The sequence below is a fragment of the Cutibacterium sp. genome (assembly GCF_030525615.1).
GTDB lineage: Bacteria > Actinomycetota > Actinomycetes > Propionibacteriales > Propionibacteriaceae > Cutibacterium.
This window is the reverse complement of record NZ_JAUNEJ010000001.1, coordinates 570603-586429: the sequence shown is the minus strand read 5'-3', so window position 1 is coordinate 586429 and position 15827 is coordinate 570603. Positions and strand designations below refer to the sequence as shown.

Genomic DNA, 15827 nt, shown 5'->3' with positions numbered 1-15827 from the left:
CCGCGCTAAATACAAGCGGGGCAACAGGGTCATCGCGGGGAATCAGGCCTCAATCTCTGGGAACCACTCGTGGATTTGCTTGCGCATGGCCTCGTTACCACCAGAACGCTTGTTGTTGTCGAGGATCCATTCGCGCAGGGAGCCTCCGGCAGCGTCATTGATCGCGTTTCGCGCCGTCTCGGGATCCCTTAAGACGTCCTTCAACATTGACACTGCCTCATCGGAGGTGCGGTAGAAGTACGGGTAGTCTTCAGGAACAGTCTTGCGGGCCCAGGCACTATCTGGGAAGACACCGACTGCGCCAGCGACCAGGGCTTCCAGGTACTCGAAGCCGTAGGCCTCATTCTTCGCGGTCGCAAGGAAAGCCGTCATGCGAGCCAAGGACTCCCAGTACTCCTCACGCTGACCGAATAGCGGGCCGACCGAGGCCCACTTCGGCGAGGACATCTTCATAGCCATGACGCTGGCGAGGTCACGCTGGCCCAGGCGGGCCTCCATGCGCACATCCATCTCAGAGGCAACACGGTTCATGACGTCAAGGAAAACCTTCGGACGCTTGTTGTCAGTCAGATGAATCGACGGGTACAAGACGGTCGGCACTTCTGAATCGACGTGCTCTCGGACCAGATCATCACGAATACCAGGCTGGATCCAGGCGATCCGGGCCTGGTGTGCCAGCGGGGAGATGGTCCAGCGCCGAACCAGCTCAGTCACCTCACCGGCCGTGCGCTCACCCGAGCACAGGGTCGGGAAGAGGGCGTAGGACAGCCCCATAGCCGCAAAATTCACCTTGTGGTGGTAATGAGACGGCGGTAGCCATTGCAGATTGAGGATCTTTGGTTCAGCACCTTCACGGTGCATTGTCTGGAAAACACCGACCGAGTCGATGACGTCGAGGTTGATGACGAGGGTTTCCAGCGGATCAAGGCTCGTCAACGTTTTCGCCTCGAAACCATTGCACTTACGGTCCTCGTGGTCGATAACGACGGCTCCCGGATACATGTGGAGAAGTCGCTCAACCAGCGCTGTTCCGCCTCCTCGTCCGATAAGTCGGCCCTGGTCGTCAACGATAGGGCCACCATCGAGGAAACCCATCTTGATTGCGATGGTCATTGGTCATCTCCCGTTACGCGTGGGCGGTGGCGCGGCTGTGCGCCAAGTTTGTGGGTATCACTCTAACGCCGGCCGTGGGACTGCGGTGGGCGAAGTGACAGCCCGAAACACAAAAAGGATGTGTTATCCCCTGGGCACTGTCCCGGTGAGAGTCTTCTGCAGGGTAGGAGCCTCGCGAACCACGAGCTCCGAGGCGGATAGGTTTGCCAGCGGTCGCAACCCGACGACGTAACGGGCCGTGAAGATTCCCAGCAACTGCGTGAGTCCCAGTGAGGCCCGAACCCCTGCCTCCTCTTCCCCGAACCGAGGTGCCAAGAGATTGACGACCGGCGCCAAGATGTGGTCGGTGTAGAACTCACGCACCGCATCAAAGGCGTCAGGCTGAGACAGGAGTGCCTGAACGACCCCCTGCATCTGCGGGTCCGGTTCGCCCAGCCCGAGATGACCATCCCAAGCTTCGATGAAAGCCACCACTAGGGCCTCCCCCAGATGGTCCGGGTCAGTGCGCGAGCACACCTCGGCAATGATCCGGTGCGGTCCGTTCGGCAGCGACATCGCCTCGTTGTAGAGGGCCTGCTTGGAGCCGAAGTAGTAGCTCACCAGTGACGTGTCCACCTCAGCTTCTCGAGCAATGGCTCGCAGACTCACCGACTGGTAGTCACCGGCGAGGAAGAGTTTCCTGGCGGCTGTCAGAATCGATGCTCGGGCAGCTCCGGCTTCACTGCGTGGCCCACGTCGGACCGCGTGAGCGCACTGGGACTGACTCGGGACGGACATGGCATGACCGTACTACTTCCCAAAATCTTTCGGAAAAACGGGGCCCACCAGCTGCACGATTATTTCGACAGTGATGAAATGGGGGTATGGACGCATATCATGGCACTGCGATTCCACTGACCGACCAGGACCTTCGCATGGGCCTCGACGTTGGATCGACGACCATTAAGGCCGTCGTCCTGGGCCGCGATGAGAAGATTCTCTTCGAGGACTACCGACGCCACCATGCCGATATTACCGGCAGTATGGCTTCATTGCTCGGTGACGCCGCCCAAGCCCTCCCCGGCGCCAAGGTAAGCGCGACGGTCACCGGCTCGGCCGGTCTAGGAACTGCCGAGGCCCTCGATCTCACCTTCATTCAAGAGGTCATGGCCGAGACCGCAGCCGTCCAACACTGGAATCCCGACGCCGACGTCCTTCTGGAGCTCGGCGGCGAGGACGCCAAGATCACCTACCTCAAACCAGTTCCAGAGCAGCGCATGAATGGTTCCTGCGCCGGCGGTACGGGTGCCTTCATCGACCAGATGGCGACCCTGCTCCACACTGACGCCCCGGGACTCAACGATCTGGCGTCGCGAGCCCAGACCATCCACCCGATCGCTTCCCGCTGCGGTGTGTTCGCCAAATCCGATCTCCAACCCCTCATCAACGAGGGCGCGCGTCACGAGGACCTTGCGGCCTCGGTTATGCAGGCCGTTGCCACCCAGTGCATCGCCGGTTTGGCTTGTGGACGTCCGATTCGCGGCAAAGTCATCTTCCTCGGTGGTCCCCTGCACTTCATGCCGACCCTGCGCGACGCCTTCGCCCGCGTCCTCGAAGGCAAGGTTGACGAGTACATCACTCCGGAGCGCGCCCAGCTCTACGTAGCCCTGGGAGCAGCTCTGAGCTCAATCTCCAAGCCTGTTGACCTTGCTGATATCGCTGAGCGTTCCCGTCACGCTCGTACCCACAACGGCATCTCCCAGTCCATGCCGCCGCTGTTTAAGAATGAGGACGAGCTGGCCGCATTCGCCAAGCGTCATTCTCAGGCCAAGCTCCCCCATCTTCCGCTGCATAACGCCCGCGGCAACCTCTTTCTGGGAATCGACGCCGGCTCTACGACCATCAAGTCGGTTCTCATCGACGAGTCACTCAACATCGTGGCCTCCCATTACGCCTCCAACGAGGGCGACCCGGTGAGCGCCGCAGTGCAGATCCTGGCCGATCTCTACGACACCATGCCCGCCGAGGCCACCATTGCCCGCACCTGCACCACCGGTTACGGAGAGGGGCTTGTCAAAGCCGCCTTGGGTGCCGAGGATGGCGAGGTCGAGACGATGGCCCACTACCGGGCTGCCGATCACCTGCTCCCAGGAGTCACCGCCATCATTGACATCGGTGGCCAGGACATGAAGTACCTGCGCGTCGTTGACGAGGTCATTGACTCCATCTCCGTCAACGAGGCCTGCTCGTCAGGGTGTGGGTCCTTCCTCCAAACTTTCGCCGCCGGTATGGACACCGACATCGAGTCGTTCGCCTCGATGAGTTTGCTCGCCCAACATCCTGTCGATCTGGGCAGTCGCTGCACCGTGTTCATGAACTCTTCGGTCAAACAGGCTCAGAAAGAAGGAGCCTCCCCCGCTGACATCGCTGCCGGGCTGTCCTATTCGGTGGTTCGCAACGCCTTGTACAAGGTCATCAAACTGACCGACCCGGCTCAGTTGGGTGACAAGATCGTCGTCCAGGGCGGCACTTTCCTCAACAACGCCGTGTTGCGTGCCTTCGAAAAGCTCACCGGGCGTGAGGTTGTCCGTCCTGCTGAAGCCGGCCTGATGGGTGCCTACGGAGCCGCTTTGACGGCCCGGGCCCGGTTCCATGCCGGTGAACCCACCACCTCTAGCGGTCTGCGGGAGCGTTCCGAACTCGATGGATTTGCCGTCGAAACCCATCGCGACGATTGCACCCTGTGCCAGAACCACTGCCAGCGCACCATCGCCACTTTTTCGGACGGACGTGTCTTTGTCTCGGGCAACCGGTGCGACCGTGGCGCCGAAGTCAACAACCGAAAGATGGCCAAGCTGCCAAAGTCCGAGCTGCCCAACGTATTCGAGGCCAAGTACAAGAGACTCTTCAGCTACCGACGTCTCACCGCCAAGAAAGCGTTCCGTGGCGATCTGGGGCTGCCTCGGGCCCTCAATATGTACGAGAACTACCCGTTCTGGTTTACGACACTCTCGGCTCTGGGCTATCGCGTCATGATCTCGGGACGCTCCTCCCATGCCTTGTTCGAGAAGGGCATGGAGTCGATCGCCAGCGAGAACATCTGCTATCCCGCCAAACTCAACAACGGTCACGTCGAGGATCTCATCGCGCGCGGCGTCAAGCGGATCTTCGACCCCTGCATCCGTTTCGAGCAAGTCAGCGTGGCTGACGCCGACGCCCACTTCAACTGCCCAGTCGTGGCCTCCTACCCCGAAGTCATCCGCGCCAATGTGGAGAATCTGCGCGAGAAGAACGTCGAACTCATCTCCCCCTTCCTCTCCCTGGCCGACCCGGACAAGCTAGCCGAGAGGCTGTCCGAGATCTTCGTCGAAGACGGGGTCACCGTCGAGGAAGCCCGCCAGGCCGTCACCAAAGGTCTTGAGGAAGACAAGGCGTTCCACGACGACGTCCGCAAGATGGGTGAAGACGCCTTGGCCTACATGGCCGAACACCACGTGCCCGGGATTGTGCTGGCAGGACGGCCCTACCACGTCGATCCCGAGATTCACCACGGCATTCCTGAGATGGTCAATTCGTTGGGGATGGCGGTCCTCACCGAGGATTCCGTGGCTCATCTGGGAGCTGACCTGCTGGAGCGCCCGCTGCGGGTACGAGACCAGTGGATGTTCCACTCTCGGCTCTATCAGGCTGCCGCCTTCGTAGGGTCGCGTCCCGATCTTGAGCTCGTCCAGCTGAACTCCTTCGGATGTGGTCTGGACGCGATCACGACTGACCAAGTTCGCGAGATCCTGGCTGCGCGGGACCGCATCTACACCACCCTCAAAATCGACGAAGTGTCGAACCTGGGGGCAGCTCGTATTCGGATGCGTTCCCTGCAGGCTGCCGCGAAGGAACGCGCCAGTCACAACCGCAAGCTGGTGACACACCCTCTGTCCGACGAGCGAGTGCCATTTACCAAGGAGATGAAGGCCACACACACCATCTTGGTGCCCCAGCTAGCCCCATATCAGACATCGGTCGCCGAGGCAGCTCTGCAGGCCTCCGGTTACAACGTCGAGGTGTTGGAGCAAGCGTCGCGAGAGAACATCGACTGCGGCTTGTCGGTGGTCAACAATGATGCGTGCTTCCCAGCGATTGTCGTCATTGGGCAGCTTGTTTCGGCGCTAAAGTCGGGCAAGTACGACCTGGATCACACCACCCTCTTCCTCACCCAGACCGGTGGTATGTGCCGTGCCACCAACTACATCGGTCTGCTGCGCAAGGCGCTCAAAGACGCCGGATTCGGAAACATCCCGGTCATTGCGGCCTCCCTCCAGGGCGTCGAGGACAACCCGGGCTTCTCCCTGACCGCTCCCCTGGTTCACCGCGTGGTACAGGCCGTCACCATCGGTGACCTGCTGCAAAAAGTACACCTGCGTACTCGTCCTTATGAGGCGGTTCCGGGGTCTGCTGACGAGCTCATGCACCGCTGGACAGCTATTGCCAGGGAGCATTTCCTTCACCACGGCCATTCCGAGACATGGGGGCGACGCACCTCGTACAAGGCGATCATCAACGGCATCGTCGACGACTTCGAACACCTCGGACTCGTCGACGGCCCGCGCAAGCCACGTGTCGGGGTCCTCGGCGAAATCCTGGTGCAGTTCCATCCCGACGCCAACAACCACATCATCGATACCATCGAATCCGAGGACTGTGAGGCCGTTCTCCCCGGCCTCATGTGGTTCGTCTACAACTGCCTGTCGGCAGGAGATTACAACTACAAGACCTTCGGTACCGACAAGTGGAGTCGTCACCTCAAGAAAGCCTTCCGTGGCCTACTGATGCAATACCAGAAGCCGGTGACTGCGGCACTGAAGAGGTCCACTCGGTTTGAGGTTCCAACCCCGATCACCGAACTCATGGACGACGCCCAACGCATAGTCCAGCTCGGTAACCAGGCCGGTGAGGGGTGGTACCTCGTCGGTGAGATGGTTGACATGATTCGTGGGGGGGTCCCGAACATCGCCGTCGTTCAGCCGTTTGCCTGCTTGCCGAACCACGTCACTGGGCGAGGTATCTTCCGTGAGATTCGCCGTCAGTTCCCACACGCCAATGTGGTGTCAATTGACTACGATCCCGGTGCGTCCCAGGTCAACCAGCTCAACCGAATCAAGTTGATGGCTGCCACCGCGCACGATCGCAACGATGCCGAAAAGCTCGACGCCAACGAGGCCGTGCGCCCCGAGCCGGGTGAGGACATCCCCACCTCCCCGCAGACAGCGCCACGTCTAGACCTCAACGGGACCCCGGTCATGCAGATGTCTTTGCACGTGTAGTTGGCCTTCGACAGCGGATGGTACCGTCACCGCCATGTACTTGACTGGCACTCAACGGCTCACAACAGATCGGCTCGTGCTTCGTCGGTTGACGGTCGACGATGCCCAACAAATGTACGACAACTGGGCCAGTGATCCGGAAGTAACCACATTCCTCACCTGGCCCACCCATTCCAGCGTCGACGTGAGCCGTTCCGTCGTCGGTTCCTGGGTCGAATCTTACGACGACCCAGGAACTTTCAACTGGGGTATCGAGCTGATTGAGGATGGGATCCTCATCGGGCAGACCTCGGTCGTCGAAACGAAGCTCAGCGTCGGCTTGGTCAATGTCGGCTATGTCATCGGACGGCGATGGTGGGGCAAGGGCTATTGCACCGAGGCCTTGATCGCGGTAATGGACTATCTGTTTTCCGTCGCACAGGCGAACAAGGTGGAGGCCAGTCATGATCCGGCCAATGTCGCTTCACAACGAGTCATGGAGAAGGCAGGACTGGTGACCGAAGGGCTTCGTCGAGCTTCTTGTCTGAGTGGATCGACTATCCGTGACCAGCTCTACCACGGCATCCTTGCCAGCGAATGGAAACTCCATCAGCGCGGCTCCACCTCGGAACATTCTGCTCAACAGCGCTCGACCATCTGATGAGGCGACGGCTCCCTGGTGAGTACCAGGGAGCCGTCTTGTTGGGCTGTCTTACCAGGAACCGACAACACCGGGATACAAATCTTCTGCCGGTGGGTTCCAGCTCGCGGCGTCGGCCTCCACCTGATCGCCGGAGCGAATGTCCTTGACAGTGTCGTGGTCACGATGATCGCTGTGTTGAGCGCCCGGGAACCACACAAAGGGAATTCCGCGACGGTCAGCATGTTTGATCTGTTTGCCAAATTTGTCAGCCTTGGGAGCCACCTCGCAGGGGATACCGCGAGAACGCAGCAGGTGGGCGACGGCCTCCGAGCTGGCGCGATCCTCCTCCGTGTTGACGGCCACCAGAACAGCCGACGGAACCGCCCGGGAAGACGTCAGCTCCCCCCGGGAAATAATCGGAGCCAACAGACGGGTCAGACCCAGCGAAATCCCCACTCCCGGGTAGACATGCTTACCGTCGGAGGCCAGGGACTCGTAGCGACCGCCCGAACACACCGAACCCATCGACTCGTGCCCGGAGAGCTCCGTCTCGTACACGGTGCCGGTGTAGTAGTCCAGGCCACGGGCGATCTTGAGGTTGGCAACCATACGTCCCGGGACGATCTTGTTGACAGCCGTAACGACACGATTAAGGGAATCCAGCCCCTCCTCGAGCAGGTCATTGGAGACCCCGAGTTCTCGCACTCTCGAGATGAAAGAATCGTCGGCAGACTGAATCGAAGCCAGGGCAACACACTTTCCAGCAACCTCGTCGGACAGGCCGAGCTCGTCGGTGAGAAGTTCACGCACCGCGTCCGGGCCGATCTTGTCGTACTTGTCGACCCGCTGGAGAACGGCCATGGGATCCTCAATACCCAGCCCTCGGTAGAAACCTTCGGAAAGCTTGCGATTGTTGACGTGCATGGTGACCGTCGGGAAACCCAACTCGGTGTGCAAGCGTTCAAGGGCCGACAGCATGACCAAAGGGGTCTCAACATCATGGTGCTCGGCCAGCGTCTGGTCACCAACAACGTCGATATCAGCCTGGGTGAATTCGCGGTATCGGCCCTCCTGAGGACGTTCGCCGCGCCACACCCTCTGAATCTGATAGCGACGGAACGGGAAGTGCAGGTGTCCAGCATTTTCCAGTACGTAGCGAGCGAAGGGAACGGTGAGATCAAAGTGCAGCCCTAGACGATCTTTCTCCGACCGGGACTCGCGCGGGTCGGCGTGCAGCCGATCGACGACGTAGACCTCCTTGTCAATCTCCCCTTTACGAGTCAGTTGCTCCATGGGTTCGACAGCGCGGGTGTGGATCGGCGCAAAACCATGAAGCTCGAAAGTTTCCTCAAGAATCCGGGTCACATGGTTCTCGACCATCTGTCCTGAGGGCAGGAACTCGGGAAAACCGGACAGGGGCTTGAGACGGGCCATTGGACACGATCCTTCGAAAAACGTGGGTTTGTCAGCGGGTTACCCCGCAGGGGCCATTCTGCCAGTCTGAGGACAATAGATCTCATTCACCGCTGTTCGATGAGACTATCCAGTGGGACGATTGAGGAACGGGTTGGATATCCGCTCCTGGGCCATCGCCGTCGGTTCTCCGTGCCCGGGAAGTAGGTGGGTGGAGTCGTCAAGGGGCCACACGACATCGGAGAGACTGCGTGACATCTGCGCCGGGTCTCCCCCGGGCATATCTGTACGTCCGATGGACCCAGCGAAGACGACGTCACCAGACATGACGATCGGGCCGTGCTCGGGGTCAATCATGCGAATCATCGAACTCCCGGGGGTGTGACCCGGGGCATGGAGGAATTCCAGATCGAGACCGGCGTACTCGTGGTGTGAGAATGGCTCCACGTCGAGGACTTCTTCAGGCTCACGCAGGGTTGTCGATCCATACCACTGCTCGATGAGAGGGCGAGCAAAATCAGCCAAAGCTGCCATGGGGTCAGTGAGCAGATGACGATCATCGTGCGGGCATAGCACCGGAATGCCGTATTCATCTGCGACGTGACGGGCAGATCCAACGTGGTCGATGTGGCCGTGGGTGAGCCCAATCGCCACCGGGGTCAGATGGTGGGTCTTCAGCGCGTCGCCGAGGAACTCTTCGGCACCCATCCCAGGGTCGATGACGACACACTCGGCCCCTGTTTCGCGCGCCAAAAGGTAGCAATTGGCCCGAAAAGGACCAGTGATGAAGGACACAATGAACACGTTTGGCATTTTATCGGGCAAGATGGAGCCTATGAGTCACGTAGAAGCTCCGCAGTCCTTCGGCCGCGTCGATGATGACGGCACCGTTTACGTCCGAACCAGTGACGGGGAGAGGCCTGTCGGCCAGGTGCCGGACTCCACCAGCGAGGAAGCCCTTGAATTCTTCGTGCGCCGCTATCATGCCCTCGAGACCGAGGTGTCGCTGCTGGAATCACGAGTGAACTCCGGGACCGCCTCACCGGAGGAGGCTCGCACGGCCGCGAGCAAACTCGTCACGGCCATCCGTGAGGCCAATGCGGTCGGCGACCTGGAATCGCTGGCAGCTCGGGTGGAGGCTCTCAGCCCCACGATCGAGGCCAAGGCAGAAAGCCGCAGGGAAGAGAGGGCCGAGGCCAAGGCCCGCGCCAAACAGGCCAAAGAGGACATGGTCGCCAAAGCGGAGGCCATCGCGAGCGGCACCGACTGGCGCGGTGGCATTGGCAAGTTCCGCGATTTGCTCGAAGAGTGGCGTCATCTGCCCCGTATCGACAAAACCACCGATGATGAACTGTGGCACCGCTTCTCCGGGGCTCGCACTGCCTTCACCCGTCGTCGCAAGCAGCACATGGCCGAGCAGAATCGTTTGCGCGAAAAGGCCCGCGTGCTCAAGGAACAGATCATCAAGGAGGCTCGTCCCCTGGCCGATTCGACTGCCTGGGGAGAGACCTCCCGTCAGTTCCGCGATCTCATGAACCGTTGGAAGGCTGCCGGTTCAGCTCCGCGCGATATCGACGAGAAGCTGTGGAAGGAGTTCCGCGCCATTCAAGACAAGTTCTTCGACGCCCGCAATGCTGCTCAGAATCAGCAAGACGAGGAGTACCGCGGCAACCAAGAGGTCAAGGAGAAGCTTCTCGACGAGGCCGAAAAGGACATCCTGCCGATCACGGACATCGAGGAGGCCAAAGCCAAGTTCCGTTCCTTCTTGGAGAAGTTCAACGACGTCGGTCGGGTCCCTCGGGACGCCATGAAGCGCATCGACGCCCGCGTTCGTGACTTGGAACGACAGGTTCATTCGGCTGAAGAGGCGGAGTGGAAGCGCACTGATCCGCAGGCTCGCGAGCGTGCCCGCGCAACCGTGGATATGTTCACTGCCCAGATCGACAAGCTCAGCGCTCAGGCTGAGAAGGCTGAGAGCGCTGGTCGCACCAAGGATGCTGACAAAGTTCGCGAGTCAGTCAAGACCTACCAGACCTGGTTGGAGGAAGCTCAGAAAGCCCTCGACGAATTCAGCGCTTGATTGTCTCATGGCCTCGGTCTTCTGGACCGAGGCCATTTGTCACGTCCAGGGCTGGTCCGAACCTCACGACTTCACACGAAAGACGTCATAGACGCCCGAGATCCGCCGGATCGACTCAACCAGATGTTTGAGGTGAGTCGGGTCGGGAGCCTCAAAGGTGAGTCGAAGTCGAGCCAGATGGTTTTTGGAAGCACTCATATTGGCCGACAGGAGGCTAACCCCCTGCTCGGCGAGGACGCGCGAGGTGTCTAGCAGCAGCCCAGCACGATCGAGACCCTCGACCTGGATAGTGACCTGGTAGCCCTCTTGTTGATCTTCAGACCATGACACGGGCACGATCCGCTCAGGGTGCTCAAGGAGATTCTTGGCATTTGAGCAGTCTGTACGGTGTACCGACACACCGTCGTTGCGAGTGACAAAGCCCATGATGGGGTCCCCCGGCAGCGGGGTACAGCACCGAGCTAGTTTCACTAGCATGTCAGGGTCGCCGTCGACGATAACTCCCGTCTCGCTCGTGTGAAGGCGAGGGGCCTTGACCCCGACGGGAAGCTCCTCCTCGACGTCAGCCGTCGTCTCTTCCGGACCGCCACCGAGAGCGACGAGCTTCTCGACGACCGATTGGGCGCTGACGTTGTGCTCCCCCACTGCGGCGTACAAGGCGTTGATACCCGGTATCCGGAGATCATCCGCCACCGCAGTGAGATACTCCACCGTCAGTAAGGACTGCAGAGGCACACCGACCTGGCGCAGCTGTCTGGCTATCGCGTCTTTACCGGCCTCGATTGACTCCTCGCGTCGCTCCTTGGTGAAGTATGACTTGATCTTGGAGCGCGCACGCGGGGAAGAGATGAACTTCAGCCAATCCCGGCTTGGTCCAGCATCCGAGGCATTTGAGGTGAGGATGTCAACGACATCACCATTCGCCAGTTTGGTGTCGAGGGTGACGAGTTTGCCGTTGACACGGGCACCAATGCAGTGGTGGCCAACCTCGGTGTGGACCGCATAGGCGAAGTCGACAGGGGTGGCGTCCTGTGGAAGGGCCATGACGTCACCCTTGGGGGTAAAGACGTATACCTCCGAAGAGTTGATCTCGAAGCGCAGGGAATCCAAGAACTCGCCAGGGTCGGACTCCTCCTTGGACCACTGGTTGAGCGACTGCACCCAGGACAGGTCAGCCCCATCAGGCTGAAGTCCTTTGCCGACGGCATTCGGATTCTCTTTGTATTTCCAGTGGGCGGCAACACCATACTCGGCACGACGGTGCATCTCGTGAGTGCGAATCTGCAACTCGACCGGCTGGCCTCCGGGTCCAAGCACGGTGGTGTGCAAGGACTGGTACATATTGTATTTTGGCATGGCGATGTAGTCCTTGAACCGCCCGGGAAGGGGGTTCCAGCGCACGTGCATGACCCCAAGCGCGGCATAACAGTCGCGCGGAGTATCGACGAGAATGCGCAGACCAATGAGATCATAGATGTCGGAAAAGTCCCGACCGCGCACCACCATCTTCTGATAAATCGAGTAATAGTGTTTTGGACGCCCATAGACGGTTGCTTTGATGTCAGCGTCCGCGAGGTCTTGACGGACAATCTCGATCACATTCTTAAGCTGAGCCTCCCGCTGCGGGGCCCGCTCGGCAACCATGTGGACGATCTCGTCATAGAGCTTAGGATTGAGAGTAGAGAAGCACAGATCCTCAAGCTCCCACTTGATGGCATTCATACCGAGGCGATGAGCCAGCGGAGCGAAGATTTCAAGAGTTTCCTTGGCGATCCGGTTCTGCTTGTCCGGGCGAAGAAACCCCAAGGTCCTCATATTGTGCAGCCGGTCGGCGAGCTTGATGACCAGGACTCGGATGTCGCGGCTCATCGCGATCACCATCTTGCGGATAGTCTCAGCCTTGGCCGAATCGCCGTACTGCACTTTATCGAGTTTTGTCACTCCGTCGACGAGCAGCGCGATTTCTTCACCGAAATCGACCGTCAACTGTTCACGGGTATACGAGGTGTCTTCAACGGTGTCGTGGAGCAGCCCGGCGCATAAGGTCTGCTCATCCATTCCGAGTTCGGCAAGGATCATCGCCACCGCAAGCGGATGGGTGATGTAGGGATCACCAGACTTACGAGTCTGGCCACGATGGTAATGCTCAGCCGTGCGATATGCCCGCTCGATGGCGGCAGTATCAGCCTTCGGATGGTTGGCCAACACCACTGAGATGAGCGGTTCTGTGACGCTGTGAGTCGGCCCTGAGGATTTCGGGGTACCCCACCGGACGATGCGTTCGCGCATACTCATACGAGGCTGAGGACGCTTCTGGTCAGGTTTCGGCTTGCCCAATGTCGCCTTGCCCGATCGATAAGGACCATAGACGCTGTCGTCGGTCATTGGGGCACCTCCTGGCACGTTGGACGTTTTATTCTAGTGGTTTTTACCACCTCCATGCCGACTGCCCGCAACGATCATCGGTTAAGGCCGATACTGATTCCTCTATTACCTCTGCCGGAATTCTTGCTCTTCTCAGCGCACTAGATCAGCTTCTGCTTGAGAGCCTGAGGTGCGAGGGACAGCTTTGCGCACCACAACGATGACATCACCAGCCTGCAGCTTGCCGATCGACGAATCGTAGAAATTACGTAGCACGTCATTGCGAATGACCGCCAGAACCCGCTCGTTCTGAATATCGGCTGGGCGAGCACCAATTTCGGACTTGGAAACCATCCGCTGAACGACTTCCATACCTTTCGCACTGGACAGCAAGTCGTCGACGACAGTACCAACGTGCGGATTGACCGACGAAAGGCCAAGCAGACGCCCAACCGCATCCGCAGAGGTGACAACGGCGTCCGCGCCGGACTCGCGCAACAGCGGAAGATTCTCGTCCTCCCGGCCAGACACGACGATATGGCAGCGCGGATTGAGCTGCCGCACCGTCAGCGTGGTAAGAATGGCCGAATCGTCTCGGTTGAGGGTGATGACGACCTCCCGCGCCTTGCTGATCTCAGCTCGCCTCAGCAGGTCGCGCCTTGTCGCATCCCCTTCGAAGGCCGCCAGCCCAGAACGGTTCGCCTCGGCCACCGCAGAAGGACGATTGTCAATGACGACGATCTTTTCGACTGGCACGTCATGGTTGCGCAGGGTATTGACCGCGCTGCGTCCCTTCGTGCCGTACCCAATGACGACGGTGTGATTCCTCATGCGCTTCCTCCAAGCACTATCGAGCAGGCCGCGTCGCCCCTCGTTCGCCAACATCTCCAGAGTGGTACCGACCAACAACACCAGGAAGGTAATGCGTAACGGAGTGATGATGAAGGCGTTGATGAGTCGCGCATGTGTCGCGACCGGAGTGATGTCACCGTAACCGGTGGTGGTCACGGTGACCGTCGAATAGTAGAAGGCGTCGACGAGAGAAACACCGTCACCGGCGGTGGAATCGACGTAGGAGTCCCGATCTATCCACACGATCAACGTACTAGCCAGCAGCAGGATGGCCGACCACACCAGCCTCTTCACCAGCTCCCGAAAAGGCTTGGTGGTCTTAAAGGGCAGCTTGACCAGTGCCGCCTGCTCGAAGATGCTGCGCCGGCCTGATGACTCCGCCGATTCCGATACCAAGATCACACCGTAATCGCGGCGTTGACTGGGCCAATACCAGCTCCGTCGAGCTTTTCCCGACCACCAAGTGCCGAGAGCTCCATGAGTACCGACACACCGACAAGCTCGCCACCAAGTTTCTCGATCAGGGCACCCGTAGCACCGACCGTGCCTCCTGTGGCGAGGATGTCATCGACGATAAGGACTTTCGATCCGGGTTGAATGGCATCCTGATGAACCGTCAGGGTAGCCGAGCCATACTCCAGCACAAAGGACTGGGAGTAGACGTCGCCGGGAAGCTTTCCGGGCTTGCGAACCGGGACAAACCCTGCGCCTAAAGACAGGGCCACCGGTCCCGCGAACATGAACCCACGAGCCTCCACCCCGACAACGACATCGACCCCGCGCGGAGCGGTGTCCACGAGTTCAGAAATCGCTGCGGCATATCCATTGGCGTTGGCCAGCAAAGGGGTGATGTCTTTGAAGGTCACCCCCGGCTCCGGAAAGTCCGGAACATCCCGGATAAAACCGGCAATGAGATTAGTGCGTAAACTCATTTCTTCCTCTCAGAGCGAGTAGAACGACGCGGCTGACGACGCTCGCCTTGAGCAATGGACGTGACATCGACAGGTCCTTGCGCGGCCACAGTCTGAGCCACCACCTGCGGGCCTTTTTGAACTGCCCGCTCACGGCGACGCAGGACGCGCTCCGTGTGCTTTTTCACAGCCGACTCATTCTCACTCAATTGAACGAATACCGGGGTCGCAATGAAGATCGAAGAATATGCACCGACGATCATGCCGACGAAAAGGGCAAGCCCAAGGTCCTCCAGAGGCCCAGACCCCAGAACAAAGGCACCAGCGAAGAGCAGCGCCGCCACCGGCAGCACACCGACAATAGTGGTGTTGATAGAGCGCACCAGCACCTGGTTGACGGCTCGGTTGGCGCCCTCTGCGAAGGTGTAGTCGCGCTTATCAATGTCTTGGACGTTTTCGCGCACCTTGTCGAAGACAACGACCGTGTCATAGAGAGAGTAACCGAGAATCGTGAGGACACCGATCACGGTTGATGGTGAAACCGTGAAGCCGACCAGAGCATAGACGCCAACGGTGACGATCAGGTCGTGTATGAGGGCTATCACTGCGGCGATGGACATCTTCCAGTGCCGGAAATAGGCCCAAATCTGCAACATCACCAGGACCAGGAAGACGATCAAGGCCTTAACGGCCTTACCAGTGATTTGCTCGCCCCACTGGCTACCGACCTGGGAGTACGTCACGGTATCGGTCTTGGCACCAGTGGCCTTGGCAATAGCCTCCTGGACCTTGGTCGTCTCAGTGTTGTCGAGGGACCTCGTCTGAACCTGGACATTGTCCGAGCCGAGACTGACGACCTCGGTGGAGTCCATGTCGGGGATCCCTGAGGACAATACCGCCTTGCGAACATCGTCAACGGTCGAGGTAGCGACGTGGGCCGGAGAGCGGAATTGAACACCGCCCTTGAACTCGATACCGAGGTTCAGGCCGCGTACCAGCAGCCCGACAAGTGAGATTGCGATGACGATGATGGAGACGGTGTACCAGAGCTTGCGGCGCTGGATGAAGCCGTAGGAGATTTCACCGGTGTACAGGGCGTGGGTGAATCCGTGCTTCTGCTTCTTCCCCTCAGATCGCTCTGCTGTAAGGGACGAGGTCTTGTTGTCGTCAGTCAT

The 15827-nt window shown here is 59.6% G+C and carries 11 protein-coding genes; 3 read left to right on the top strand and 8 right to left on the bottom strand.

What is annotated here, in order from left to right:
- Positions 1 to 42: 42 nt before the first annotated feature.
- Both Q4B98_RS02690 and Q4B98_RS02685 read right to left on the bottom strand, forming a co-directional pair.
- Positions 43 to 1113, bottom strand: coding sequence for a glycosyltransferase family 1 protein (locus Q4B98_RS02690; protein ID WP_303195240.1), 1071 nt, complete (start codon positions 1111 to 1113; stop codon positions 43 to 45).
- A gap of 123 nt (positions 1114 to 1236) precedes the next feature.
- A complete protein-coding gene (locus Q4B98_RS02685) occupies positions 1237 to 1806 on the bottom strand; it encodes a TetR family transcriptional regulator (RefSeq protein WP_303195637.1) in 570 nt (189 codons plus the stop codon).
- A gap of 170 nt (positions 1807 to 1976) precedes the next feature.
- On the opposite strand from Q4B98_RS02685, the gene Q4B98_RS02680 reads away from it, so the two are divergent.
- Together Q4B98_RS02680 and Q4B98_RS02675 are read left to right on the top strand one after the other, a co-directional pair.
- Complete coding sequence (locus Q4B98_RS02680) at positions 1977 to 6410, top strand: acyl-CoA dehydratase activase-related protein (RefSeq protein WP_303195239.1); 4434 nt, start codon at positions 1977 to 1979, stop codon at positions 6408 to 6410.
- Positions 6411 to 6444: 34 nt separating this feature from the next.
- Complete coding sequence (locus tag Q4B98_RS02675) at positions 6445 to 7050, top strand: GNAT family N-acetyltransferase (RefSeq protein WP_303195238.1); 606 nt, start codon at positions 6445 to 6447, stop codon at positions 7048 to 7050.
- Positions 7051 to 7101: 51 nt separating this feature from the next.
- On the opposite strand, the gene hisS is transcribed toward Q4B98_RS02675, so the two are convergent.
- Positions 7102 to 8466, bottom strand: coding sequence for a histidine--tRNA ligase (hisS, locus tag Q4B98_RS02670; protein ID WP_303195237.1), 1365 nt, complete (start codon positions 8464 to 8466; stop codon positions 7102 to 7104).
- 105 nt (positions 8467 to 8571) lie between these two features.
- Entirely contained in the window at positions 8572 to 9249 is a 678-nt protein-coding gene (locus tag Q4B98_RS02665) for an MBL fold metallo-hydrolase (RefSeq protein ID WP_368492280.1), read from the bottom strand.
- Between Q4B98_RS02665 and Q4B98_RS02660 the strand changes: the two genes are divergently transcribed.
- Positions 9227 to 10525 (top strand): DUF349 domain-containing protein, encoded by a 1299-nt coding sequence (locus Q4B98_RS02660; RefSeq protein ID WP_303195233.1) that lies wholly within the window; start codon positions 9227 to 9229, stop codon positions 10523 to 10525. The two genes, Q4B98_RS02665 and Q4B98_RS02660, sit on opposite strands and share 23 nt — an antisense overlap.
- Before the next feature lie 63 nt (positions 10526 to 10588).
- On the opposite strand, the gene Q4B98_RS02655 is transcribed toward Q4B98_RS02660, so the two are convergent.
- The 4 genes from Q4B98_RS02655 to secF form a co-directional block, all read right to left on the bottom strand.
- Positions 10589 to 12910, bottom strand: a complete 2322-nt coding sequence (locus Q4B98_RS02655) for a bifunctional (p)ppGpp synthetase/guanosine-3',5'-bis(diphosphate) 3'-pyrophosphohydrolase (protein ID WP_303195232.1) — start codon at positions 12908 to 12910, stop codon at positions 10589 to 10591.
- A 132-nt stretch (positions 12911 to 13042) separates the two neighbouring features.
- Positions 13043 to 14137 (bottom strand): TrkA family potassium uptake protein, encoded by a 1095-nt coding sequence (locus Q4B98_RS02650; RefSeq protein ID WP_303195230.1) that lies wholly within the window; start codon positions 14135 to 14137, stop codon positions 13043 to 13045.
- A gap of 2 nt (positions 14138 to 14139) precedes the next feature.
- Positions 14140 to 14673, bottom strand: a complete 534-nt coding sequence (locus Q4B98_RS02645) for an adenine phosphoribosyltransferase (protein ID WP_303195229.1) — start codon at positions 14671 to 14673, stop codon at positions 14140 to 14142.
- Positions 14670 to 15827, bottom strand: a complete 1158-nt coding sequence (gene secF, locus Q4B98_RS02640) for a protein translocase subunit SecF (RefSeq protein WP_303195227.1) — start codon at positions 15825 to 15827, stop codon at positions 14670 to 14672. Before secF ends, Q4B98_RS02645 begins: the two co-directional genes overlap by 4 nt.